Genomic DNA, 23,282 nt, shown 5'->3' with positions numbered 1-23,282 from the left:
TTTCTTTCGTCCTTCAGCGCCCAGCGCGCGAGCGACGTGACTTCCACCGCCGAAACCTCTGCCGACCGCCTCGTTCTCGAGGCGGTCGGCTTTTCGTTGTCCAGGCTTCCTGCAAACGCCCGTATTGCGATTGCGTTTAGCGGCGGCGTGGATTCGAGCGTGCTGCTCGATGCCGCGGTGCGTGTCGCGGGCGCGTCGCGCTGCGTCGCGCTGCATGTGCATCACGGCCTGAGCGCGCATGCGGATGCGTGGCTTGCGCATTGCGAGGCGTTCGCGCGGGAGCGTGGCGTCGAGTTCGCTGCGGAGCGCGTCGCGGTGTCGCGTGACACGGGTGTGGGCGTCGAGGCGGCCGCGCGCGATGCGCGTTATCGCGCGCTCGACGACATGTGCGCGTCGCGCGGTGTCGCCACGCTCTGGCTCGCGCAACATGCGGACGATCAGGCGGAAACCGTGCTGCTGCAATTGCTGCGGGGCGCCGGCCTCGCGGGTCTGGCCGCGATGGCGCCGAAGTATTTGCCGGCGAAGGCGTCGGCAACGCGCGTGCGGCCTTTGCTCCATCTGCTGCGTGCGCAACTCGAGCAATACGCGAGCGCGCGTGCGCTGCGCTGGATCGACGACGAGTCGAACGCGGATACGCGCTATGCGCGCAACGCGTTGCGCCACGACGTGATGCCGGCGCTCGCTGTCCACTTTCCCGGCTTTCGCGACGCGCTGGCTCGCACGGCGGCACACGCGGCGTCCGCGCAGCGCTTGCTCGACGAATTCGCGCGCATCGACATGGAAGCCGCATCACGCGACGAAGGACGCGCGCTCTCGCACGACGCCTTGCTCGCGCTCGACGACGAGCGCGCGCTCAACCTCATGCGCTACTGGATGCGCACGCTGGGCCTCGCCGCCGCGTCGAGCGCGCGTCTTGGCGATGCGCTGCGGCAACTGCGCGAAATCGGCGCGGCGGGCGAAGGTCATGCGCTGCGTGTCGATCACGCGGGTCATGCATTGCGCAGCTATCGCGGCCTCGTGTATTGGGAAGCCGGAGACAGCAGCGGGCCCGCCGACGAAACCGCGCTCGCCGCGCGCGCGGTCAGCGAGCTGGCATGGCAGGGCGAGTCGGTCTGGCGCTTGCCGCAATGGCGCGGCACTTTCATATTCGCCGACGCAAGCGCGGGCGAGCCCGACGCGATTCCCGTCAGCGTTCTGCGGCGCGCCGTGTCGAGCGCACGCTCGCGCAGCGGCGGCGAACGGATGCGCATGGGCGACGCGCACAATGCGCCGGGCCGCACGCTGAAAAACCTGTTCCAGGAACGCGGTATTCCCGCGTGGAAACGCGACGTGCCGCTGCTCTACATCGGCGAGGAACTGCTGTTCGTGCCGCTGCTCGGGGTGAATCGCGCGGCGTTGCCGGACCAGCCCGGCGAGGCTGGATCACACGTCAGGATCGTGTGGCGTGAAGATCTGCTGATCGCCTGACCGGCCGGTCGGACACCCGGATGCGCGAACCGGTGAATCCGGGAAACGTGGCGCAAATCCGCGTGAAACAAGCCTTTGCGGCCCTTATTGAACGCATTTCGATGGCCTGTTCGGCTTGTCTTTTTACGCTCGATCGGGTAATTTAGCTTGTTTGCCCGACCGCTTTTGCCGTCGCTTTTACCGGTCTGCGATCGTGATCCGTCGTTTCCGATAAGCCATCAGCGATCATTCCCGGGCAAATCCGCGCGTGCTGCACGCGTGCTGCATTTACGCCGCCACACATTTTGCCGTCGTTCACAAGACGTTGCGCTCCTGTGCTTTTGTGCGGTCGTCTCCAGCGCGCCAGCGCGGTTTCTCTTCCAGTTCAGAACGACAATGGCACTCATCGTACACAAATACGGCGGCACCTCGATGGGCTCGGTCGAGCGCATCAAGAACGTCGCCAGGCGCGTCGCGAAATGGCACAAGGCTGGCCACAAGATGGTCGTCGTGCCGTCGGCGATGTCCGGCGAAACCAACCGTTTGCTCGGTCTCGCGAAAGAAATCACGGCTCAGCCGAGCCCGCGCGAACTCGACATGATCGCCGCTACGGGCGAGCAGGTCAGCTCCGGACTGCTCGCCATCGCGCTGCAGGAAGCCGGCGTCGACGCGGTCAGCTACGCCGGCTGGCAAGTGCCGGTCAAAACGGATAGCGCATTCACGAAAGCGCGTATCAGCGAAATCGACGGCGAGCGCGTGCTGCGCGATCTCGACGCGGGCAAGGTGGTGGTGATCACCGGCTTCCAGGGTATCGATCCTGACGGCAATATCACCACGCTCGGCCGTGGCGGCTCGGATACGTCGGCGGTCGCGGTCGCGGCTGCGCTGAAGGCCGATGAGTGCCTGATCTACACGGACGTCGACGGTGTGTACACGACCGACCCGCGCGTGGTGGAAGAAGCGCGCCGGCTCGATCGCGTGACGTTCGAAGAAATGCTGGAAATGGCAAGCCTGGGTTCGAAGGTGCTGCAGATCCGCTCGGTGGAATTCGCCGGCAAATATCAGGTGAAGACGCGTGTGCTGTCGAGCCTGACCGATCCGCTGATACCGCTCGACGCTGAAATGAAGTCGGGCACCCTGATTACTTTTGAAGAAGACGAGACCATGGAAAAAGCAGTCATCTCGGGTATCGCGTTTCAGCGCGATGAAGCTCGTATCGCCGTGATGGGTGTGCCCGACAAGCCGGGCATCGCGTATCAGATTCTCGGCCCGGTGGCGGACGCGAATATCGACGTCGACATGATCATTCAGAACCAGAGCGTGGATGGTAAAACGGCGTTCACGTTCACGGTCGGCCGTGGCGACTATCAGCGCGCTATGGACATCCTCACGGGACAGGTGAAGGGCCACGTGCAGGCCGAGCAGGTGCTGGGCGATCCGAAGGTGTCGAAGGTGTCGGTGGTCGGCGTCGGCATGCGCTCGCACGTCGGTATCGCGAGCACCATGTTCCGCACGCTGTCGGAAGAGGGCATCAACATCCAGATGATCTCGACCTCCGAAATCAAGATCTCGGTATTGATCGACGAGAAGTACATGGAGCTCGCCGTACGCGCGCTTCATAAAGCGTTCGAACTGGATCAGGCGTGAGTAAAGTTGGGCAACGGAGTGGACAGGAGCGCTCCGTTTGTTTTGCGTGGTCGACGTGAATAAATTGCGTCATTGATGACAAAACTGGCACAAAAAATGTTCGCCAGACATTGACCTTCGCAGTTCGGCCCGCTATTATCTTGGCTTCGTCGCGCTGACTCCCTGCGCGACCGAAAGTTTGGGAGACGTGGCCGAGAGGTCGAAGGCACTCCCCTGCTAAGGGAGCATCTGGGCCAAAACCTGGATCGAGGGTTCGAATCCCTCCGTCTCCGCCAGAAGTGGCGGTGGAACCCCGCAGAGTTTAGGCTCTGCGGGGTTTTGTTTTTGGGGAGCATTATTCGGCACGTCCTTGCTGCCCGCGTAGTCATAGCCCATCAAACCTTTCCTATCACCGGTTTCCGTCGCATGCAGTGGACGCCCCTCTCGGTTCGGAGAACCAAGCCGCAGTTTCTACGAGATGATTGGGATCTGTCTGGTAGTCGGAACGGCCGTAGCGCGCTACGTTGATAACACCGGCAAACATCGGGCCGAGCTCTGCGATGATCTCGACCCGATGCAAGTATTAGCGGGCGTTTGAATGTTTCATGCCCTCTAATCATCGATAGCCGTCCTTGTGGCGAAAAATATGTACAACGAACCGATCTGTTGCATCGTGCAACCTGCCGAGCAAAGTGCGCCGAGTAGGGGTAGGGCGGCTCAATCTCTTGCCTGGAGGTCAACCTGCATGCCAAAAAACACGGAGCCTCCGCTAACTGCCCCTTCGCTATCAACGTACTCACACACCACGAATGAGAAGGGTATTTCGTACTATGCCGCTGACCGATGAAGTGCTCATGCGACGCTTTAAGGTCCTTATTTTTTCGATATTCTGGATTGGCTGTCTGATCGGTCTGGCTATCTCTATTGACGACACAAAAGATTTTCTCTACGCGGCCGTCAAAGCCCCTGGTCGAGTCGTCGCGCTAAATGCGGGTGGCAGTCATCCGCAGATCGAATATGTAAACAAAAAAGGGGAGCGCGCTTCATACCCTCAGGGCGGGTGGATTGCTGGCTATAAAGTCGGCGACCGGGTCACCGTTCTCTATCTGGAATATTCCCCCAATCCCCGTCCGACGATTGATCGGGTTGGCGCGATCTGGTTTCCGAGTATTTTGTTGACTGCATTTGTTGTAGGTATTCCGGCCATAGGGCTGTTTAATTTATTGATTGTAAAGTTTCCTGGGAAAGGGGATCGCAGCAAATGGCGTATCTGAGGCAAAGCAAGTGGACCTATGATACAAGCGCGACGCTGGGTTTCAGTCTGGGTTTTTCCGTGATATCGGGCGGTATGATATCGTTGAATGATCCAGACAGAAATCCGCACCATTTCCATTTTGGCGCGTTCGGCGCTGGGATTTCTCGAGGCCTTGCTCTGACGAGAATAGAAGTTCCTCAGACAATAGTCAGGAACTATGATTTTTCCGGCTCGGTCGCTCTCGAGGATTTTAAGAGCGGCGGGGTGGTTTTCATGACCGATGCTTTCCAGGGGCGGAAACTTTCGTTATCGGATATTCAAGGTGTCACGGCTTATATCGAGGGCGGAGTCGCCGCATTTTCCGGTTTTGGCGGAGATGTGATGTTTCTCGGCCTCGACCCGATTCCCTTCCTGACCAGCATCGCCTTTCCAGGATTTTCTCATTTGATGACGCTGGCTATTGATCGGGCACCCGCAGTCCTTTTAATGGGTGGTTCTATAGTCGGCCCTCAAGTGGCAACAGGTCTGAGGGCATTGATCGGTCAACTTCATTAATTCTACAGTATTACGTGGTATCCCCATCCAGGGTAACTGCAATCTGATAAAGAGGGAGGTGGAGTGGCGCAGGATATTTTTATTAAAATAAATGGCATTGATGGTGAATCTCAGGATGCCGCGCATTTGAATGAAATTGATGTAATTTCGTGGGGTTGGCAGGTATCGCAGAATTCAACCATGCTTTCACAGGTGGCGGAGCAGGCAAAGCAACCGTATCAGACCTGTTTTTTACGCATGAGTTTGATCGAGCCAGTCCGAACCTGGCGAAATACTGCTTCACAGGCAAACGTGTCGACAAGGCGCTGCTGACAATGCGCAAGGCGGGTGGCATACCTCACGAATTTTCGCGAATCACGATGTATGACGTGATAATCACGCACGTTGCGCCGCTCGCGAACGAAACAACTTGCCACGAAAGTGTCCGCCTATCCTTTTCGACCATGAAGCACGAATATATCGTTCAGAATCCTCTCGGCGGCAGCGGTGGGACGGTGACGGCCATGATGTATATCAAAGAAAATAGCACCGTCAGATAGAGCAACGCTGCTGTAAGACGACATTGAAGAGGCTGTCCATCTGGACGGGGCGCGCCGAATAACGATGGCCTGATGGCGGCGGCAACCCTGCGTACCCGCCAATGTGCGCCTGCTCGGCCGTCAAGCGCTGCAGCACGCGGCGCCATGAGGACGAAACCTCAACCGTTGCGAACACGCGCGCCGACTACAACACCACCCGTTCTTCACCAAAACCTCATCCGATGTAACGAGACGTAACCAGTCAGCCGGATGGGCGATGTTATGCATCAGTTATTACAAAGTTGAAATACGCTGGACACCGCCTTGCGCTATATTTCCGCCAACAACACATTCTTCCAAAAGGTGATCGATGAAGTCCGCTCGTCTTGTTCCGCTTCTGATCGGGGTTTTCGCGTTGGGTGCGTCGGGTGCTGCAACGGCCGGCGGTCTCAACGTGGGTGTCAACATCGGCATTCCCGCGCCGGTTTACGTCGCGCCGGCACCGGTCTATGCACCGCCGCCGCCACCTCCGCCGCCGGTCGTGTATCAACCGGCTCCCGTGTACTACGGTGGCCCGTCGATCGTAATCGGCTGGCATGGAGACCGCTATTGGGACGGCCGTCGCTATTGGGCGCGCGATGACTGGTATCGTCGTCATCCGCCGGGCCGTTACGATTACGGCCGCGACCACTACGACAATCGCCGCGGCTGGCACTAAGCGTCCACCCAGCAATTGGCCGAGTCGCGAAGTCAAAGAAGACCGCCCGAGAGGGCGGTTTTTCTATTGGGCTTCCGCAGCAGGCCAGCGAAACACAAGCTGCTTGAACAGAGCGCCACACGTTCAGGTGAATCGCGCTCTCACTCGGCAACAGCAGCCATGCCGCCCACCACCGCATTGAAGCCGCTATCGACGTGCACGATTTCCGCGGTCACGCCGGCCGCCAGATCCGACAGCAGGAAAGCCGCCGTGTTGCCGACCTGTTCGATCGTCACGTTGCGCCTGAGCGGCGCATTCTGTTCGACGAACTCGAGAATCTTGCCGAAGCCCTTGATACCGCTCGCAGCCAGCGTCCTGATCGGGCCCGCCGAAATGCCGTTGACGCGCACGCCTTTGGCGCCGAGCGAGACCGCCAGATACCGCACGCTCGCTTCGAGCGAAGCCTTGGCGAGACCCATCGTGTTGTAGTTTGGAATTGCGCGCTCGGCGCCGAGATAGCTCAGCGTGAGCAACGACGCGTCCGGTGTGAACATGGACTGCGCGGCCTTGGCGAGCGCGGGGAAGCTGTACGCGGAGATGTCATGCGCGATGCGGAAATTTTCGCGCGTCATGCCGTCGAGGAAATCGCCGGCAATCGCTTCACGCGGCGCAAAGCCGATCGAATGGACCAGACCGTCGAGGCCGTCCCAGTGTTGCTTCAGTGAAGCGAAGAGGGCGTCGATCTGCGCGTCGTCGGCGACGTCGCAGGGGAACACCAGGTCGCTGCCGAATTCGCCGGCGAACTCCTTGATGCGATCCTTGAAGCGCTCGCCGACATAGGTGAACGCCAACTCGGCGCCTTCGCGCCTGCAGGCTTGCGCGATACCGTATGCAATCGAGCGGTTCGACAACAAGCCGGTCAGCAGGATACGTTTGCCAGCGAGGAAGCCCATGAAATCTCCTGATCGGATCGGCGCGCCGCACACGCCGACGCTGTGTGCAAACGGCGTGCGGATCGCGCGGGTTTATTGGGTAGAATTCTCTCACACTGCAATTGCCCACTGATCAACAAGGTCCCTATGACAACTGGCTCGCGACGGGTTCCAACGCCTTGCGCACCTCAGCGCAGCGCGATTCACAGACCCTCGCGCGCCGGCTTCGCGCTCGTGCCGCGTTCATGGCGCTCCCGTTGCGCAGCCATGCTGTGCGGTGTGCTGGCGGTGGCGGGTTTCCTCGTGGCGCCGGGGGCGCATGCGGTCTATGCGATCGCGCAATACGGCGACCCGAAATATCCGGCGAATTTCAAGCACTTCGACTACGTCAACCCGGACGCGCCGAAGGGCGGCACGCTGGTGCTGGCCAATCCGAGCCGCCTCACGAGCTTCGATAAATTCAATCCGTTCACACTGCGCGGCAATACCGCACCCGGTGTGGATCTGATGTTCGAAAGCCTCACCACCGGCAGCAGCGACGAAGTGGCGTCCGCCTATGGGTTGCTCGCCGACGACATCAGCATCGCGCCGGACGGCTTGTCGGTCACCTTCCACATCAATCCGCGCGCGCGCTTTTCGAACGGCGATCCGGTCACCGCCGACGACGTCAAGTTTTCGCTCGATACGCTGAAAAGCCCGCAGGCCGCGCCGCAATTCGCATCGATCTTCGGCGAGATCACGCGTGCGGTGGTGGTCGATCCGCAGACGATCCGCTTCGAGTTTCGCCAGCGCAATCGCGAGTTGCCGTTACTCGCCGGCGGTATGCCGGTGTTCTCGCGCAAGTGGGGGATGAAGCCGGACGGCAGCCGCATTCCGTTCGACCAGCTCGCGTTCGAAAAGCCGATCAGCAGCGGTCCTTATCTGATCGAGCAGTACGACAACGGCCGAACGATCACGTACCGGCGCGACCCGAATTACTGGGGCGCGGCGCTGCCGGTGCGCGTCGGCACGAACAACTTCGATCACATTGTCTACAAGCTGTATTCGGACAGCACGGCGCGCCTGGAAGCGTTCAAGGCGGGCGAGTACGATGCGCTGGTCGAGTATGTCGCGCGCAATTGGGTGCGGCGTGACGTGGGCAAGAAGTTCGATAACGGCGAGCTGATCAAGCAGGTGTTTCCGCAACATAACGGCACCGGCATGCAGGGCTTCATGCTGAACACACGGCGGCCTTTGTTTCAGGACGTGCGCGTGCGCAAGGCGCTCGATCTCGCGCTCGATTTCCAGTGGCTCAACCGCCAGCTGTTCTTCAATCAGTACACGCGTATCGACAGTTTCTTCGCCAATACCGATCTGCAGGCGAAGGGGCTGCCGTCGCCAGGTGAATTGGCGTTGCTCGAACCGTGGCGCGCGAAACTCGACCCGGCGGTGTTCGGTCCGCCGCCCAGGCAGCCGGACACCGATCCGCCGGGCTCGCTGCGCGCCAATCTGCTGCAGGCGCGCGCGCTATTGCAGGAGGCCGGCTGGACCTATCGCGACGGCGCGTTGCGCAATGCCAAAGGCGAGCCGTTCCGCTTCGAGATTCTCGACGACTCCGGCTCGTCCGCGCAGATGGAGCCGATCGTCGCGACCTTCATCCGCAATCTGCAGAAGCTCGGCATCGAAGCCACGTTTCGCGTGTCGGACTTTGCGGTCTATCAGAAGCGTCTGGACAGCTTCGATTTCGACACCACCACCATCCGCATGCCGGATGTGCAGGTGCCCGGTTCGGAGCAGATCGAGCGCTTCGGCAGCAAGGCCGCGGATACGCAAGGCTCCGACAACATGATCGGGCTGAAGTCGCCCGCGGTCGATGCCATCCTCAGCGCGCTCGTGCATGCGCAGACGCGCGAGCAGCTGATCGACGCCACCCACGCGCTCGACCGCGTGCTGATGCATGGCTACTATGTCGTGCCGCACTGGTACAGCGCGACGCACCGGGTGGCGTTCAAGCGCGGCCTCGCGTGGCCAAAAACATTGCCCCTGTACTATTCAGCGGAAGGCTGGATCACGTCGACGTGGTGGTTCGCGCAGCCACAAGCGCAGCCGCAAGCCCAGGCCCAGCCGCGCTAACGCGTCATTCATTCACCGCCTTCGCACCGGAACCGCCGCCATGTGGAGCTACATCCTCAAACGCCTGCTGCTCATGATCCCGACCCTGCTCGGCGTGCTCACGCTGACCTTCGCCGTGATCCAGTTCGTCCCCGGTGGCCCGGTCGAGCAGATGCAGCACGAGTTGCGCAAAGGCGCGGAGAACGGCGCGCCGTTCGGTCTGCGCGCGCATAGCGGCGTCGACGCGCAGCAGATCGCACAACTGAAAGCGCTCTACGGTTTCGACAAACCCCCGCTCGAGCGTTACGTGCTGATGCTCAAGCGCTTCTCGACGTTCGATCTCGGCCAGAGCTATTTCCGCCATCAAAGCGTGTGGTCGCTGATCGTCTCCAAGCTGCCGGTGTCGATCAGCATCGGCTTGTGGACGTTCTTTCTGACGTATCTGATATCGGTGCCGCTCGGCATTGCGAAGGCGATCCGCAACGGCTCGCGTTTCGACGTCGCAACGAGCCTCGTGGTGCTGATCGGCTATGCGATTCCGGGCTTCGTGCTGGGCGTGCTGCTGCTCGTGGTGTTCGGTGGCGGCACGTTCCTGCAACTCTTTCCGCTGCGCAATCTCACGTCGGACAACTGGGCGCAATTGAGTGTCGCCGGCAAGGTGCTCGACTATCTGTGGCATATCGCGTTGCCGATCACGGCCTCGGTCGTGGGCAGTTTCGCGGTGGTCACCATGCTGACGAAAAATGCTTTTCTCGACGAGATCCGCAAACAATACGTGCTGACCGCGCGCGCCAAAGGTCTGTCCGAAAAGCGCGTGCTGTGGAAGCACGTGTTCCGCAATGCGCTGTTGCCGCTGATCGTCGGTTTTCCGGCTGCGTTCATCGGCGCGTTCTTTACCGGCAGTCTGCTGATCGAAACGCTGTTTTCGCTCGACGGCCTCGGGTTGCTGTCGTACGAATCGGTGGTGCGGCGCGACTATCCGGTCGTGCTCGGCACGCTGTATCTGTTCACGCTGATCGGTCTGGCGACCAAGCTGATTTCCGATCTTTGCTATGTGTGGGTCGATCCCCGCATCCAATTCGAACAACTGGAGCGCTGATGAATCGAGCCCGTCTTTCCGCCGATGCGTCGGCGCGCGCCGAAACCGCGCGCGCGTTCGTGTCGCCTTCGCCCGCGCGCCGTGTCTGGCAGCGCTTTCGCCAGCAGCGCCTGGGCTACTGGAGTCTGATCGTGTTCGTGGTGGCGTTCGCGGCGAGTCTGGCCGGTCCGCTGTGGTCGAACGACAAGCCGCTCGTGGTGCGCTATGAGGGCAAGCTGTATTTCCCGATGTTCAAGACCTACGCGGAAACCACGTTCGGCGGCGACTTCCCGACGCCGGCCGATTATCTCGATCCGTATGTCAAGCAGCGCTTCGACGCGCCGGGCAATTTCGCGCTGTATCCGCCGAATCGCTATTACTACGACACGCTGAACTACTTTTCGAAGGCGCCGAACCCGGCGCCGCCGTCGCGCGATAACTGGCTCGGCACCGACGACCGTGGCCGCGACCTGTTCGCGCGTCTGCTGTACGGCTTCCGGGTGTCGGTGGAATTCGGGCTGGTGCTGACGCTGATCGGCACGATACTCGGCATTGCGGCGGGCGCCGTGCAGGGTTATTTCGGAGGACGTATCGATATCGTCGGGCAGCGTCTGATCGAAATCTGGAGCGCGATGCCCGAGCTTTATCTGCTGATCATCTTTTCGTCGATCTTCGAGCCGGGCTTCATCCTGCTGATCGTGCTGCTCTCGCTGTTCGGCTGGATTGGCCTGTCCGACTACGTGCGCGCGGAGTTTCTGCGCAATCGCCACCAGGACTATGTGCGCGCGGCACGTGCAATGGGGTTGTCGAACTGGCAGATCATGTGGCGGCATGTGCTGCCCAACAGTCTGACGCCGGTCATCACGTTCCTGCCGTTTCGCATGAGCGGCGCCATTCTCGCGCTGACGAGCCTCGACTTTCTCGGCCTGGGCGTGCCGTCGCCCACGCCGAGCCTCGGTGAACTGCTCGCGCAAGGCAAGGCGAATCTCGACGCCTGGTGGATTTCGCTGTCCACCTTCGGCGTACTGGTCGCGATGTTGCTGCTGCTGACCTTCATGGGCGATGCGTTGCGCAACGCGCTCGACACGCGCATCTCCGATGCCATGCGCGCCGGAGGCAATCAATGAGCGCCGGCTTGCAGAACAACGCACCGCAGGCCGCGACGCCGCTGCTCGAACTGGAGCATCTGCACGTGCGCTTTGGCGACACGGTCGCGGTGAACGACGTCACGCTCGCGATCCAGCGCGGCGAGCGGGTGGCGCTGGTCGGCGAATCGGGTTCGGGCAAGAGCGTGACCGCGCTGTCGATCCTGCGTCTGCTGAGCGACGCGCAGGTGAGCGGCTCGATCCGTTTCGACGGCGAGGACCTGCTTGCCAAAAGCGAGCGCGAAATGCGCGGCATGCGCGGCTCCGATATCGCGATGATCTTCCAGGAGCCGATGACCGCGCTCAATCCGCTCTATACGGTCGGCGACCAGATTGCGGAAACCATCGTCGTGCATGACGGCGTAAGCGCGCAGGAGGCGCGCAAACGCGCGGTGGCGCTGCTGGGGCGCACCGGTATCGCCGAGCCGGGCAAGCGCGTGAATAGCTACCCGCATCAGCTTTCCGGCGGCCAGCGTCAGCGCGTGATGATCGCAATGGCGCTGGCGTGCCGTCCGCGTCTTTTGCTGGCCGACGAGCCGACCACCGCGCTCGACGTCACGATTCGCGCACAGATCGTCGAACTGCTGCTCGAATTGCAACGCGACGAAGCGGAAAAGCGCGGCATGGCCGTTCTGCTGATCACGCACGATCTGAATCTGGTGCGCCATTTCGCGCAACGCATCGCGGTGATGGAGAAGGGCGTTCTGGTGGAAAGCGGACCCGTCGAGCAGGTATTCGGGGCCCCGCAGCACCCATACACGCAGCGCCTGCTGGCGAGCCGCCCGGAACGCACGGTTGTGCCGGTGCTGCCGATTGCGCCGGTGCTGCTCGAAGGGCGCGACATCTCGGTCGATTTCAAAACGAAGCTGCCGGGCTTCAGCGGCTGGTTTCGCTCGGGGCGGTTTCGCGCGGTCGCGGACGCCAATGTGTCCGTGCGGCAGGGTGAGACGCTCGGGATCGTCGGCGAATCGGGTTCGGGCAAATCGACGCTGGCGATGGCGTTGCTCGGTCTGCAGCGCACGGTGCATGGCGAGATCGAGTTTCAGGGCAGGCCGCTCGGCAGCTATCGTGGCGCCGAACAGACCACCTTGCGCTCGAACATGCAGGTCGTCTTTCAGGACCCGTTCAGTTCGCTTTCGCCGCGCCAGACCATCGAACGCATAGTGGGCGAAGGGCTTGCGCTGCACCGGCCGAGCATGACACCACAGGCGCGGCGCGACAAGGTGATCGCGGTGCTGCGCGAAGTCGGACTCGATCGCACGGTGCTGCAACGCTATCCGCACGAATTCTCCGGCGGCCAGCGTCAGCGGATTGCCATTGCACGCGCGCTGGTGCTGGAACCGCGCATCCTGATCCTCGACGAACCGACCAGCGCGCTCGACGTTTCCATTCAGCAGCAGGTGCTGAAGCTGCTCAGCGGGTTGCAGCAGAAGTACAACCTGGGCTTCGTTTTCATCAGCCACGATCTGGCCGTGATCGGGGCGATGGCGCATCGTGTCGCGGTCATGCAAAACGGTTCGATCGTGGAAACGGGTGAGGTTGAGAAAATTTTTGCGACGCCCGCGCACCCCTACACTCGAAAGCTGCTGAAAGCAGCGCTTGACCATTGATTTTTCACCCTTTCACCAATTGGGTGCGTAACTCGATTGAATTTTTCTATTTGTTTTGACACGTGAATACTTACTGGCTAGTATCGACCAAACTTTTTCCGTAGCCCCCTGATTTTTAGGCAAAAAATACCGACCAATGCAGCACAGAAACCTAACCCAGGCTTGCACGCGCGTCGTCGCCGGGATGTTCATTGGCGTCTTGATGGCAGCAACTCCCGGCGCGTTCGCCGACGAAGTAAGCAGTTTCAATCAGAATGCCTCATATTCGACCCTCGGCGGGTCGAATTCTTCGCCCACTCCCAATTCTCAAGCCACCGCTCCAAATAGCGATAGCGGCGCCAAATCGTTCCTGTCCGGCATGGCCGGCAAAGCAGGCGACGTGGTGGTCGGCGCGCTGAACATGATCGGCGTGCGCTACCGCTGGGGCGGCAATACACCGGATTCCGGGCTCGATTGCAGCGGCTTCGTGCGCTATGTGTTCCAGGACACGCTCGGTATGGCGCTGCCGCGCCGCGCCGAGGAAATGAGCCGCGTCGGTGAGAAGGTTCGCGTGAGCGACCTGAAGCCGGGCGATCTGGTGTTCTTCAACACCATGCGCCGCACGTTCTCGCACGTCGGCATCTACATCGGCGACAACAAGTTCGTGCATTCGCCTTCCACGGGCAGCACGATCCGTGTCGACGACATGGATAGCGGTTACTGGGAAAAACGTTTCACCGGCGCGCGCCGGATCGAGACGTCCTATCAGGACGGCCAGGATCTGCGCAAACGCGTGAACGCGGCGCTCGGCGACACTCAGTAACGGATTGCGCGGGCCGGTTTGTTACCCGGCTTGTGACCCGTTGCGCGGCGGTTCAGGCGTAAAAAAGCCTGCTTCGAAAGAAGCAGGCTTTTTGCATTTGAGCGACGAACAAGCTGCTTCGCAGAGCGCTTCAGGTCCGCCTTCAGGTCCGCTACGCAGCTACGCCGCCGCGCGGCTCGCCGCCAGCTTGCGCTGCAACTCCGGCATCATCTTCGCCACCGCTTCTTCGCCGGCCAGAATCGCGGCGTTGCGCTGGGAGAAATCGCTGCCGCTCATGGCGGCCAGATTCGGCCGGATCACGATGTCGGCGTATTTGTCGAGCTCATAGGCCTTGATGGTCTGGCCCATGATCGTGAAGGTCTGCATCAGCACGTCGAAGGAACTGGCCGTCAGGCCGCTTTCCGGGCGCTGCGAGATATCCACGGCGATCACGAAATCCGCGCCCATCTTGCGCGCGAACGACGCCGGTACCGGGCTCACCAGCCCGCCGTCCACATACTCGTGTCCGCCGATCTTCACCGGCTCGAAAATCGACGGCACGCTGCACGACGCTCGCACCGCGACGCCGGTATTGCCGCGCTGGAACAGGATCGGCTGGCCGGTTTTCAGGTCGGTCGCGACCACGCCGAGCGGCTTGGCCATCTTCTCGATCGGACGGTTGTTGAGCGTGGTGTTCAGGTAGTTCTGCAACGCGACGCCTTGCAGGAAGCCGCGCGTGCGAAACGGCATGGCCCAGTCGCTGATCGATGCTTCGTCCATGCTCAAGGCGAGCTTGTTGAGCGCGAAGCCGTTCATGCCCGACGCGTACAGCGCACCGACCACCGAACCCGCGCTGGTGCCGGCCACCAGATCGATCTGGATATTGCGCGCCTCGAGCCCCTTGATCACACCGATGTGCGCGAAGCCGCGCGCGGCGCCGCCGCCCAGCGCCAGCGCGACGCGCAGCGGCCGCTGTGGCTTGTCGAGCGGCGGCGTGTTGGCGGTGGGCGTGGTGGCGACGGGCGTGCTATCGGTTTTGCCGCCGGTGGTGGTGCAGGCGGCCAGCACCGCGGAGGCGGCGGCCAACGAAAAGTTGCGGCGGGCGAGGCGAGGCGATGAGGGCTTCAACGGGTTCTCCAGCAACGGCGCGGGCAACGCAATCGGCGTCACCCTGGCCGCGATCAGGCAGATAGCCAGACGACCGGATCGCCGGCGGCGATTCCAGGCGCTGAGGATCGAACTCCGGCCGCAGCGCGCGCACATCATAAATCAAAGCCCGGTGCGCGCGGCGGCGCGGTAATGAAACGTTGCAGAGGAAACGCTCGGGCGCTGCGCGGCACGCGGGCCGCGTTGGCCGTTCGGACGAGGGCAGGCAACCGGCTTGCGGAAGGTATAATTCGCCTCTCGCATTTATTTCCTTCGTGTCCATGCGCGGCGCCTGCCTGCTGCATGGGCGCGGTCCGCTGCCGCGCTTCACGGGCTGCTTCACGGGCTATGTTCCACCCGGGCGCCGGCGCCTGTCTTTCCGAGTAACCGCTAATGACCACCTCTGTTCGCACCCGTTTCGCACCGAGTCCCACCGGCTTCATCCACCTCGGCAACATTCGCTCCGCGCTTTATCCGTGGGCGTTCGCGCGCAAGATGAAAGGGACCTTCGTGCTGCGGATCGAGGACACCGACGTCGAGCGCTCCACGAGCGAATCCGTCGACGCCATTCTCGAAGGCATGGCGTGGCTCGGCCTCGATTTCGACGAAGGTCCGTTCTACCAGATGCAGCGCATGGACCGCTACCGCGAAGTGCTCAAGCAGATGCAGGACGAGGGGCTGGTGTACCTGTGCTACATGTCGACGGAAGAACTGGACGCGTTGCGCGAACGCCAGCGCGAAGCCGGCGAAAAGCCGCGCTACGACGGCACGTGGCGCCCGGAGCCGGGCAAGGTGCTGCCGGAACCGCCTGCGGGCGTACAGCCGGTGCTGCGCTTCCGCAACCCGCTCAACGGCGTGGTGGCATGGGACGACGCCGTAAAGGGCCGCATCGAGATTTCGAACGAGGAACTCGACGACCTCGTGATCGCGCGCCCGGACGGCACGCCGACCTACAACTTCTGCGTGGTGGTCGACGATCTGGACATGCGTATCACGCACGTGATTCGCGGCGACGATCACGTCAACAACACGCCGCGCCAGATCAACATTCTGCGCGCGCTCGGCGGCGAGCCGCCCGTCTATGCGCACCTGCCCACCGTGCTGAACGAACAGGGCGAGAAGATGAGCAAGCGTCACGGCGCAATGAGCGTGATGGGTTATCGCGACGCCGGTTACCTGCCGGAGGCGGTGGTCAACTATCTGGCGCGTCTGGGCTGGTCGCATGGCGACGCGGAAATCTTCTCTCGTGAACAGTTCGTCGAGTGGTTCGATCTGGAGCATCTGGGCAAGTCCCCGGCCCAATATGACCACGACAAGCTGAACTGGCTGAATGCGCACTACATCAAGGAAGCCGGCAACGTGCGCCTCGCGGAGTTGGCGCGGCCCTTCTTCGCTGGGCTCGGTATCGACGAAGCCATGCTTGCCCAGGGCGCCGATCTGACCGCCGTGGTGGGCTTGCTGAAGGATCGCGCGTCGACGGTAAAGGAAATCGCAGAGAATGCCGCGATGTTCTATCGCGCGCCGGCGCCGGACGCCGAGTCGCTCACGCAGCATGTGACCGACGCGGTGCGGCCGGCGCTCGCCGATCTGGCGGCCGCGCTCAAGGCAGTGGAGTGGACCAGGGAAGCCATCGCGGCCGCGTTGAAGGCAACGCTCGGCGCGCACAAGCTGAAGATGCCGCAGCTTGCGATGCCGGTGCGTCTGCTGGTGGCGGGCACCACGCACACGCCGTCGATCGACAGCGTGCTGATGCTGTTCGGGCGCGATGTGGTGGTGAGCCGTATCGAAAAAGCGCTGGCCTGAGCGCGTTCGGGCGCGCCTTGAGCGGGTTTGCATGCGACTTGCGAAAAAAGTCGCATGCAATTGCTCAAAGGGTATTTACAAAGCGCAAATTGGCCTCTAGAATCTCGTTTCTGTTCTGCAAGGGGGGTATAGCTCAGCTGGGAGAGCGCTTGCATGGCATGCAAGAGGTCAGCGGTTCGATCCCGCTTACCTCCACCATCAGAGCAGAATGAAGTCGTCCTGGAGTCTGGGGCTTGTAGCAAAAAAGACTTCACAAACAGTTGTAGCATAGTTAAAATAGCGGTCTTCGCAGTTGACGAAACGAAATAACTGACAAGTTAGCGTAAGTTGGCAGCGAGTTAAAGACAGATCTGAAAAGATTATGTCCCCTTCGTCTAGAGGCCTAGGACATCACCCTTTCACGGTGAGTACAGGGGTTCGAATCCCCTAGGGGACGCCAAACATCAGCGTCGCTTTAGTGTTCCGAGTGCAACTCGGTGGGCAGTAAAGCAGCGCAGCTTGCAGAGAAATAACCGACGCTCGCAAGCCAGGGTGTAAAGACTGGAGTGGTAGTTCAGTCGGTTAGAATACCGGCCTGTCACGCCGGGGGTCGCGGGTTCGAGTCCCGTCCACTCCGCCAGACAAAGCCCGTTCATCCAAACCTGAACGGGCTTTTTCATTAAAGGTATAAGCAGTACGTTGTCCCCTTCGTCTAGAGGCCTAGGACATCACCCTTTCACGGTGAGTACAGGGGTTCGAATCCCCTAGGGGACGCCAGAGCATCGGCGTCGTTCGGTTGGAAGTTTGAGCGATGCAGTGTTGACGCAGTGGTAAGTGAGCCAGCTTCACAAGCCGCGGCGCAAAAATCTGGAGCGGTAGTTCAGTTGGTTAGAATACCGGCCTGTCACGCCGGGGGTCGCGGGTTCGAGTCCCGTCCGCTCCGCCAGATTTGAGAAAGCCCACTTCGAAAGAAGTGGGCTTTTTTTATTTCGCTATCCATTGCGCCTGGGTATGCTCGGGACAAACAGCCATTGCCAGCGCGCGCGGCCTGTTTTACCGTCGATCCGACTCATCTTTGTCGCCCCGCCATGTTCGATCCAACCGAAGCTGCGTTACCGTTTCATCTGCGCAAAGCCAGCATGGACGATTTCGAGTTCGCCGAGGCGCTGACTCGCAACAACATGGGCGGTTACTATCGCCGTCACCATCTCGTCTGGCGCGGCGATCTGTTTCTCGGCAGCTGGCGCGAGTCGGAAAATTTCATTCTCGAGATAGACGGCACGCCGATCGGCGTGTTGCGCATCACGCAAGAGGGCGATTCGCTGCATATCCGCGACGTGCAGATTGCCGAAGGTCACCGCCGGCTCGGCGCCGGCACGTATCTGCTCGATGTCTCGCATCAATGGGCGCGCGAGCGCGGGTTGCGCGAGCTGCAGTTGCGTGTGTTCGTCGACAATCCCGCTGCACGGCTCTATCAGCGCAAAGGCTATAAGCTGACCGGGCCGCGTCTGGCGCAACTCGGCGCGATCCGTCATCTGGCGCGGCGCGTCTGAGGCTGCAGCTCGGCGCCCGGCATCGCCCGCGGCGTTCGGGGCGAACGCTCAGAGCTCGGAATCGTCCGCATCGCCTACATCGCCTACATCGCCTGTATCGCCTGTATCGCCTGTATCGCCTGCATCACCTGCATCACCTGCATCATCCGCGACATCCGCGACATCCGCGACATCCGCGCGGTCCTGCGCCGCCGTCTCGTTGTCCGTCTCCATGTCACCCCGCTCCCCATCTTCCACGCGATGTTCCGAGCCACGCTCGATGAACGCGCGCGGACTTTCGCCGAACGCGCGGCGAAACATCGCGGAGAAAGCGCTCTGACTCTGATAGCCCAGTTCCAGCGCGACATGCGAGAGCGGCCTTCCCTGGCTCAACAGCGGAATCGCGCGCGCCAGAATCGCCTGCTGGCGCCATTGCGAAAAGCTCACGCCCAACTCCTGACGGAACAGCCGCGCAATCGTGCGCGTGCTTGCGCCTACGCTGGACGCCCATTGTTCCAGCGACTCGCCATGCGTCGGGTCCGCGATGACCGCTTCGCACAGCGCGCGCAGGCGCTTTTCATTGGGCATCGGCACCGAGAGCGGCAGCGGCTCGGAGCGTGTCAATTCGTCGAGTGCGAGCGCGCCGAGCAACTGCTCGCGCGTGGCCGAAATGCCGGGTGTGTCGAGCGCGGCGATCACTTCGCGCAGCAGATCCGAGACTTCGACCACACGCGGCGTATCGAGCCCGGCCGGCACGGTACTTTCGGTGATGTAGAGCGTGCGCAGGAACGCGTCTTCGACAGCGACCACTTCGTGCGTCACATGCGGCGGTACCCAGATTGCGCGCGATGGCGGCACCATCCACGTCGTGCCGGTCGTCGCCACCCGCAGCACGCCGCGCGACGCATAGGCCACCTGCGCCCACGCATGCGTGTGACGCGCAATGCGCCTGCCCGAGGGCATCAGCCGGGAACGCACGCGAATGGGATGCGCGTCGGTCGGCTGGAACTCGGGCGGAATGTCGGCGAAGCGTACGAAGCTCGACAGGTCTGAGGCGACGGACGAAGTCATGGTGAAGATCGATCCCGATAACGGAAACGCGAAAGCGCGGACCCGGAAAGTAGTCCCAATGCACCGCCATGCAAACCCCGCTACGGCAAACCGCCGCGGGCCTCTCATTGTAGGTGTTGCGTGGCACCCGGCGTTGCATAATGTGCCGATGCCCAGACCCGAGGAGAACTCCATGAGCTTTGCTACCGCGGACTTGTGCGACGCGCACGAGGACCAGCTGGCGCTCGGCACGTTGCGCGTGCTCGAGCCGGTCTTTCACCTGTTCAGCCGTGCCGGGTGTTTCAGCGGTGAAGCGGTGACGCTGAAGGTATTCGAGGACAATGCGCTCGTGCGCGCCACGCTCGAAGAGAAGGGCGCGGGCCGTGTGCTGGTGGTCGACGGCGGCGGCAGCCAGCGCTGCGCGCTGGTGGGCGGCAACCTTGCGCAGATCGCGCAACAGAACGGTTGGGCGGGCATCGTCCTGAACGGCTGCGTGCGCGATACGCTGGAGCTCAACGAAGTGAACGTCGGCATTGCGGCTTTGGCAACCTGCCCGCGGCGCGGCCAGAAGCTCGGCACTGGCGAGCGTGGCGTGGCGGTGCAATTGCCCGGCGCGCTGGTGCGCCCTGGTGAATGGATCTACGCGGACAGCGACGGCGTGCTGGTGGCGAGCGCGGCGTTGAAGTGAACAGAGAGTTGAAGTGCACTGCGCCGAGCTGAACTGAACCGCAGCCAGGACGCAGGCTCGAACAGAAGCACGAGTCACCCGAACCCCCTTCAAGGAGAGCAAACGACGATGCAAACCGTCTTTGTATACGGCACATTGCGCGCCGGTGAAGTGAACGACATCAGCGAAGCGGCGGCGCGCAACCAGATCGCCGCGCCCAATCTGCTCGGCACGGCCACGGTGCGCGGCCACCTGTTCGATTTCGGCTCGTACCCGGGCCTCGTGGTCGACGAAGCCGGTGTCGACGTGATCGGCGACGTCTATGAGATCGACGACGAACTGGTCGCGGTGCTCGATGAGATCGAGGCGGTCTATCCGGGCGTCGAGGATCGCTTCCTCGCGCGCGAGGTGATGGTGAAAGTCGATGGCAGTGTCGTGAACTGCCGCTTTTATCCCGTGGCGCCGAACGCGGTGAAGGGCTTGCCCGAGATCAGATCGGGCGACTGGGTCGAACATCGCAGCTCGCGCTGACCGAACGCGTCACGCGTGCATAAAAAACGGCCCGGCAGGCATGCGCCTGTCGGGCCGCCGGTCGGTCAGCCTTGCGACTCGAGCCGCTTTCGCGCCCTGTGCGGTGCACGAATAAGCACGCGAAATAACACGCGAAAGCGGGCTTGCTACAGTTGTTACTGCGTCGTCCGGTCACTCATGTACCTGATGCCACCAGGGCGCTCAGAGGTCCGACGCCGGCCTCAGATCTCCTCGTACAACGGCAACGTCAGGAAGTCGGTGAACTGCTCCGACGTCGACATTTCCTCGAAGATCTGCGCGGCGCGCTCATACGGTTTCGTATCGCCGCCCACGGCCTGCTTCACCTTGTCGAGTTCCTGCGCCGACATCGCGCGCACCAGCTCGGCCGTGACCTTGCGGCCGTCATCGAGCTTGCCCTTCGGCGAGCGAATCCATTGCCACACCTGCGAGCGCGAGATTTCCGCGGTGGCGGCATCTTCCATCAGGTTGTGGATCGGCACGCAGCCATTGCCCGTGAGCCAGGCTCCCAGGTAGTGAATGCCGACGTTGATGTTGTTGCGCAGACCGTTCTCGGTGATCGGCGTTTCAGGACGGAAGTCGAGCAGGTCGGTCGCCGTGACGAGCACGTCGTCGCGTTGCTTGCCGATCTGGTTCGGCTTGTCGCCGAGCACCTTGACGAACTCTTCCATTGCGATCGCCACGAGGCCCGGGTGGGCGACCCAGCCGCCGTCGTAGCCGTCGCCGGCATCGCGCGCCTTGTCCGAGCGTACGCCGGCCATTGCCTTGTCGTTCGCAGCCGGATCGTTCCTGATCGGAATCAGCGCGCTCATGCCGCCGATCGCCGGCGCATTGCGGCGATGGCAGGTCTTCAGCAACAGCAGCGCATAGGCGCGCATGAACGGCGAGGTCATGGTGATCTGCGAGCGGTCGGCCAGGCAGAAATCACGGTCGGACTTGAATTTCTTGATCGCCGAGAAGATGTAGTCCCAGCGGCCGGCGTTCAGGCCCGAGCTGTGTTCGCGCAGCTCGTACAGGATCTCGTCCATTTCGAACGCGGCGAGGATCGTTTCGATCAGCACCGTCGCGCGAATCGTGCCGCGCGGCACGCCGACCGCTTCCTGCGCGGCCACGAAGATGTCGTTCCACAGGCGCGCTTCGAGATGGCTCTCCATCTTCGGCAGATAGAAGTACGGGCCCGAGCCGCGCGCGAGCAGTTCCTTCGCGTTGTGCACCATGAAGAGCGCGAAGTCGAAGATGCTGCCCGACACACGCTTGCCGTCCACCTTTACGTGCTTCTCATCCAGATGCCAGCCGCGCGGACGCACGATCAGCGTGGCGACCTTGTCGTTCAGCGCGTACGACTTGCCGTTCTGCTCCAGCGAGATCGTGCGGCGCACCGCGTCCTTCAGATTGATATGGCCGGTGATCTGGTTATCCCAGCTCGGCGCATTCGAATCTTCGAAGTCCGTCATGTATGAATCCGCGCCCGAATTCAGCGCGTTGATGATCATCTTGCGCTCCACCGGGCCGGTGATTTCCACGCGACGGCACTGCAAGTCCTGCGGCAGCGGTGCGATTTTCCAGTCGCCTTCACGCACGCTTTTCGTTTCGGCGAGGAAGTCGGGACGCTCGCCGGCGTCGAGGCGCTTCGTGCGTTCCGCGCGCGCCTGCAACAATTGCTGGCGGCGCGGTTCGAAAGTGCGGTGCAGCGCGGCGACGAGTTCGAGCGCTTCGCGCGTGAGAATCGCGTCATAGCCCGGCTTGATCTCAGCCGTGATTTCCATGCCTTGCGGCAACTGCAACGTTGCATGCGGTGACTGCGGGTTCGCCATGTTTTCTCCTTGGTCGGTCAGATTGCAAAGATACAAATGTTGAGATGCGGGTGATGCACGTCGCGCAGTCCGGTGGTAGCTGTCACGCGCCAGGGCTGTGGCGCGGACGGCCGCCGGCGCCGCTGCTGCGGCCGGGCGACGTCAGGGTCTTCAGAAAAGCGGGCAGATCGGTCATGCCTGCGCCCGCGCCATGCGGCGTGACGCCCAGTTCTTCGGCGGGTGCGTTTTGCCGGTTGAGCCAGAAAGTGGTGAAGCCGAACCACGTCGCGCCCGCCACGTCCCAGCCATTCGACGACACGAAGACGATCTCGCGCGGTTCCACGCCGAAGGCCTGTGTGCCGAGCGCATAAGCGGCGGGTGAGGGTTTGTAGGCGCGCACGGCGTCGACGGACAACACGTGGTCGAACAGGCCCGTCATGCCGGCGCTTTTCACGGCGATGTCGAGCATTTGCGGATTGCCGTTCGAGAGAATCGCGAGACGCAGGCGCGAGGTGGATTCGCCGCTCGCGGGCGCCGCTGCCGTGGAGGACACGTCGCGCAACAGGCGCAGTGCGGGCACGGCGTCGGGGAAGGCGGACAGGCACGCATATTCGTCCATCAGACGTTTTTCGGCGCTGCGGCCTAGCGTGAGCTGGAGTTTTTTCGCGGCGAAGCGCAACGCGTCGAGCGTGATGTCCCAGAACGGCCGGTAGTGCGCGTCGGGTGCGCCCGCCGGAGCGGCGAGCGTGCGCAACTGCGTGTATTCGATCTGTTTCTGCCGCCACAACTGCGAAAGCGCGTCGCCGTGGCCGGGGAACATCTGCTCCGCGGCAGCGATCACCGAATGCACGTCGAAGAGCGTGCCGTACGCGTCGAAAATCACTGCTTTGGGGGAGAGTGTCGTTGTGGCCGACATTGCCGTGCACTCCTGTCAGAGGTCAGGATGGATTGTATTAGTGATACTCTGCGCTAAAAAAGAGGCTAAACATCACTTGATCTTTTACTTTCATGCACCTAATCTGACGCGCA

At 62.0% G+C, this 23,282-nt stretch carries 19 protein-coding genes, 6 tRNA genes and 1 pseudogene; 21 read left to right on the top strand and 5 right to left on the bottom strand.

From position 1 onward, the window contains the following. Positions 1 to 36: 36 nt before the first annotated feature. The 7 genes and pseudogenes from tilS to BXE_RS13830 all read left to right on the top strand — a co-directional run bounded on the left by tilS (position 37) and on the right by BXE_RS13830 (position 6,118). On the top strand, positions 37 to 1,467 hold the full coding sequence (tilS, locus tag BXE_RS13860) for a tRNA lysidine(34) synthetase TilS (protein ID WP_011488915.1): 1,431 nt from the start codon (positions 37 to 39) through the stop codon (positions 1,465 to 1,467). A 375-nt stretch (positions 1,468 to 1,842) separates the two neighbouring features. Further along, positions 1,843 to 3,093: an aspartate kinase gene (locus tag BXE_RS13855; protein WP_011488914.1), complete on the top strand. Its 1,251-nt coding sequence runs from the start codon at positions 1,843 to 1,845 to the stop codon at positions 3,091 to 3,093. Between the two features lie 181 nt (positions 3,094 to 3,274). Further along, positions 3,275 to 3,368: transfer RNA gene (locus BXE_RS13850), tRNA-Ser, on the top strand. A gap of 534 nt (positions 3,369 to 3,902) precedes the next feature. Further along, positions 3,903 to 4,346: a DUF3592 domain-containing protein gene (locus tag BXE_RS13845; RefSeq protein WP_011488913.1), complete on the top strand. Its 444-nt coding sequence runs from the start codon at positions 3,903 to 3,905 to the stop codon at positions 4,344 to 4,346. Beyond that, the gene (locus tag BXE_RS13840) at positions 4,334 to 4,882 is read left to right on the top strand and encodes a hypothetical protein (protein ID WP_011488912.1); all 549 of its coding nucleotides are present in this window, start codon (positions 4,334 to 4,336) and stop codon (positions 4,880 to 4,882) included. The genes BXE_RS13845 and BXE_RS13840 overlap by 13 nt, the downstream gene beginning before the upstream one ends. A 63-nt stretch (positions 4,883 to 4,945) precedes the next feature. Next, positions 4,946 to 5,421, top strand: a pseudogene (locus BXE_RS13835) (Hcp family type VI secretion system effector). A gap of 349 nt (positions 5,422 to 5,770) precedes the next feature. Further along, entirely contained in the window at positions 5,771 to 6,118 is a 348-nt protein-coding gene (locus tag BXE_RS13830; RefSeq protein ID WP_011488910.1) for a hypothetical protein, read from the top strand. Between the two features lie 140 nt (positions 6,119 to 6,258). Here the strand turns inward: BXE_RS13830 and fabI are convergent, their stop codons facing one another. Then, positions 6,259 to 7,050, bottom strand: a complete 792-nt coding sequence (gene fabI / locus BXE_RS13825) for an enoyl-ACP reductase FabI (protein WP_011488909.1) — start codon at positions 7,048 to 7,050, stop codon at positions 6,259 to 6,261. A 126-nt stretch (positions 7,051 to 7,176) separates the two neighbouring features. Between fabI and BXE_RS13820 the strand changes: the two genes are divergently transcribed. The 5 genes from BXE_RS13820 (at position 7,177) to BXE_RS13800 (ending at position 13,755) form a co-directional block, all read left to right on the top strand. Continuing rightward, entirely contained in the window at positions 7,177 to 9,141 is a 1,965-nt protein-coding gene (locus tag BXE_RS13820) for an extracellular solute-binding protein (RefSeq protein ID WP_011488908.1), read from the top strand. 40 nt (positions 9,142 to 9,181) lie between these two features. Next, a complete protein-coding gene (locus tag BXE_RS13815; RefSeq protein ID WP_011488907.1) occupies positions 9,182 to 10,219 on the top strand; it encodes a microcin C ABC transporter permease YejB in 1,038 nt (345 codons plus the stop codon). Beyond that, on the top strand, positions 10,219 to 11,325 hold the full coding sequence (locus BXE_RS13810; protein ID WP_011488906.1) for an ABC transporter permease: 1,107 nt from the start codon (positions 10,219 to 10,221) through the stop codon (positions 11,323 to 11,325). Before BXE_RS13815 ends, BXE_RS13810 begins: the two co-directional genes overlap by 1 nt. Then, a complete protein-coding gene (locus BXE_RS13805; RefSeq protein WP_011488905.1) occupies positions 11,322 to 12,953 on the top strand; it encodes an ABC transporter ATP-binding protein in 1,632 nt (543 codons plus the stop codon). Before BXE_RS13810 ends, BXE_RS13805 begins: the two co-directional genes overlap by 4 nt. Before the next feature lie 136 nt (positions 12,954 to 13,089). Beyond that, positions 13,090 to 13,755: a C40 family peptidase gene (locus tag BXE_RS13800; RefSeq protein ID WP_011488904.1), complete on the top strand. Its 666-nt coding sequence runs from the start codon at positions 13,090 to 13,092 to the stop codon at positions 13,753 to 13,755. A 159-nt stretch (positions 13,756 to 13,914) separates the two neighbouring features. Here the strand turns inward: BXE_RS13800 and BXE_RS13795 are convergent, their stop codons facing one another. Further along, positions 13,915 to 14,997, bottom strand: coding sequence for a patatin-like phospholipase family protein (locus BXE_RS13795; RefSeq protein WP_407668621.1), 1,083 nt, complete (start codon positions 14,995 to 14,997; stop codon positions 13,915 to 13,917). Between the two features lie 276 nt (positions 14,998 to 15,273). Between BXE_RS13795 and gltX the strand changes: the two genes are divergently transcribed. The 7 genes from gltX (at position 15,274) to BXE_RS13760 (ending at position 18,215) form a co-directional block, all read left to right on the top strand. After that, on the top strand, positions 15,274 to 16,683 hold the full coding sequence (gene gltX, locus BXE_RS13790) for a glutamate--tRNA ligase (protein WP_011488902.1): 1,410 nt from the start codon (positions 15,274 to 15,276) through the stop codon (positions 16,681 to 16,683). Between the two features lie 122 nt (positions 16,684 to 16,805). After that, a tRNA-Ala gene (locus BXE_RS13785) sits at positions 16,806 to 16,881 on the top strand. A 165-nt stretch (positions 16,882 to 17,046) separates the two neighbouring features. Beyond that, positions 17,047 to 17,122 (top strand) — tRNA-Glu (locus tag BXE_RS13780). A 103-nt stretch (positions 17,123 to 17,225) separates the two neighbouring features. Beyond that, positions 17,226 to 17,302 (top strand) — tRNA-Asp (locus tag BXE_RS13775). 61 nt (positions 17,303 to 17,363) lie between these two features. Then, positions 17,364 to 17,439 (top strand) — tRNA-Glu (locus tag BXE_RS13770). Positions 17,440 to 17,531: 92 nt separating this feature from the next. Continuing rightward, positions 17,532 to 17,608 (top strand) — tRNA-Asp (locus BXE_RS13765). 142 nt (positions 17,609 to 17,750) lie between these two features. After that, entirely contained in the window at positions 17,751 to 18,215 is a 465-nt protein-coding gene (locus BXE_RS13760; RefSeq protein ID WP_038457730.1) for a GNAT family N-acetyltransferase, read from the top strand. Between the two features lie 48 nt (positions 18,216 to 18,263). Here BXE_RS13760 and BXE_RS13755 read toward each other — a convergent pair whose 3' ends face one another. After that, a complete protein-coding gene (locus BXE_RS13755; RefSeq protein WP_011488900.1) occupies positions 18,264 to 19,265 on the bottom strand; it encodes an AraC family transcriptional regulator in 1,002 nt (333 codons plus the stop codon). 172 nt (positions 19,266 to 19,437) lie between these two features. Between BXE_RS13755 and rraA the strand changes: the two genes are divergently transcribed. Together rraA and BXE_RS13745 are read left to right on the top strand one after the other, a co-directional pair. Beyond that, positions 19,438 to 19,932: a ribonuclease E activity regulator RraA gene (gene rraA, locus BXE_RS13750; protein ID WP_011488899.1), complete on the top strand. Its 495-nt coding sequence runs from the start codon at positions 19,438 to 19,440 to the stop codon at positions 19,930 to 19,932. Between the two features lie 108 nt (positions 19,933 to 20,040). Continuing rightward, positions 20,041 to 20,442 (top strand): gamma-glutamylcyclotransferase family protein, encoded by a 402-nt coding sequence (locus tag BXE_RS13745; protein WP_011488898.1) that lies wholly within the window; start codon positions 20,041 to 20,043, stop codon positions 20,440 to 20,442. Between the two features lie 221 nt (positions 20,443 to 20,663). On the opposite strand, the gene aceB is transcribed toward BXE_RS13745, so the two are convergent. After that, positions 20,664 to 22,274, bottom strand: coding sequence for a malate synthase A (gene aceB, locus BXE_RS13740; protein WP_011488897.1), 1,611 nt, complete (start codon positions 22,272 to 22,274; stop codon positions 20,664 to 20,666). 82 nt (positions 22,275 to 22,356) lie between these two features. Further along, the gene (locus tag BXE_RS13735; protein WP_011488896.1) at positions 22,357 to 23,169 is read right to left on the bottom strand and encodes a haloacid dehalogenase type II; all 813 of its coding nucleotides are present in this window, start codon (positions 23,167 to 23,169) and stop codon (positions 22,357 to 22,359) included. Positions 23,170 to 23,282 lie beyond the last annotated feature (113 nt).

The sequence above is a fragment of the Paraburkholderia xenovorans LB400 genome, from assembly GCF_000013645.1.
Taxonomy (GTDB): domain Bacteria; phylum Pseudomonadota; class Gammaproteobacteria; order Burkholderiales; family Burkholderiaceae; genus Paraburkholderia; species Paraburkholderia xenovorans.
This window is presented reverse-complemented; position numbering and strand designations above follow the sequence as displayed.

Excerpts from the sequence above, each read along its gene's own strand:
- BXE_RS13855 (WP_011488914.1), top strand. The coding sequence starts at position 1,843 with ATGGCACTCATCGTACACAAATACGGCGGCACCTCGATGGGCTCGGTC.
- BXE_RS13845 (WP_011488913.1), top strand. The coding sequence starts at position 3,903 with ATGCCGCTGACCGATGAAGTGCTCATGCGACGCTTTAAGGTCCTTATT.
- BXE_RS13840 (WP_011488912.1), top strand. The coding sequence starts at position 4,334 with ATGGCGTATCTGAGGCAAAGCAAGTGGACCTATGATACAAGCGCGACG.
- BXE_RS13830 (WP_011488910.1), top strand. The coding sequence starts at position 5,771 with ATGAAGTCCGCTCGTCTTGTTCCGCTTCTGATCGGGGTTTTCGCGTTG.
- fabI (WP_011488909.1), bottom strand. The coding sequence starts at position 7,050 with ATGGGCTTCCTCGCTGGCAAACGTATCCTGCTGACCGGCTTGTTGTCG.
- BXE_RS13820 (WP_011488908.1), top strand. The coding sequence starts at position 7,177 with ATGACAACTGGCTCGCGACGGGTTCCAACGCCTTGCGCACCTCAGCGC.
- BXE_RS13815 (WP_011488907.1), top strand. The coding sequence starts at position 9,182 with ATGTGGAGCTACATCCTCAAACGCCTGCTGCTCATGATCCCGACCCTG.
- BXE_RS13810 (WP_011488906.1), top strand. The coding sequence starts at position 10,219 with ATGAATCGAGCCCGTCTTTCCGCCGATGCGTCGGCGCGCGCCGAAACC.
- BXE_RS13805 (WP_011488905.1), top strand. The coding sequence starts at position 11,322 with ATGAGCGCCGGCTTGCAGAACAACGCACCGCAGGCCGCGACGCCGCTG.
- BXE_RS13800 (WP_011488904.1), top strand. The coding sequence starts at position 13,090 with ATGCAGCACAGAAACCTAACCCAGGCTTGCACGCGCGTCGTCGCCGGG.
- BXE_RS13795 (WP_407668621.1), bottom strand. The coding sequence starts at position 14,997 with ATGTGCGCGCGCTGCGGCCGGAGTTCGATCCTCAGCGCCTGGAATCGC.
- gltX (WP_011488902.1), top strand. The coding sequence starts at position 15,274 with ATGACCACCTCTGTTCGCACCCGTTTCGCACCGAGTCCCACCGGCTTC.
- BXE_RS13760 (WP_038457730.1), top strand. The coding sequence starts at position 17,751 with ATGTTCGATCCAACCGAAGCTGCGTTACCGTTTCATCTGCGCAAAGCC.
- BXE_RS13755 (WP_011488900.1), bottom strand. The coding sequence starts at position 19,265 with ATGACTTCGTCCGTCGCCTCAGACCTGTCGAGCTTCGTACGCTTCGCC.
- rraA (WP_011488899.1), top strand. The coding sequence starts at position 19,438 with ATGAGCTTTGCTACCGCGGACTTGTGCGACGCGCACGAGGACCAGCTG.
- BXE_RS13745 (WP_011488898.1), top strand. The coding sequence starts at position 20,041 with ATGCAAACCGTCTTTGTATACGGCACATTGCGCGCCGGTGAAGTGAAC.
- aceB (WP_011488897.1), bottom strand. The coding sequence starts at position 22,274 with ATGGCGAACCCGCAGTCACCGCATGCAACGTTGCAGTTGCCGCAAGGC.
- BXE_RS13735 (WP_011488896.1), bottom strand. The coding sequence starts at position 23,169 with ATGTCGGCCACAACGACACTCTCCCCCAAAGCAGTGATTTTCGACGCG.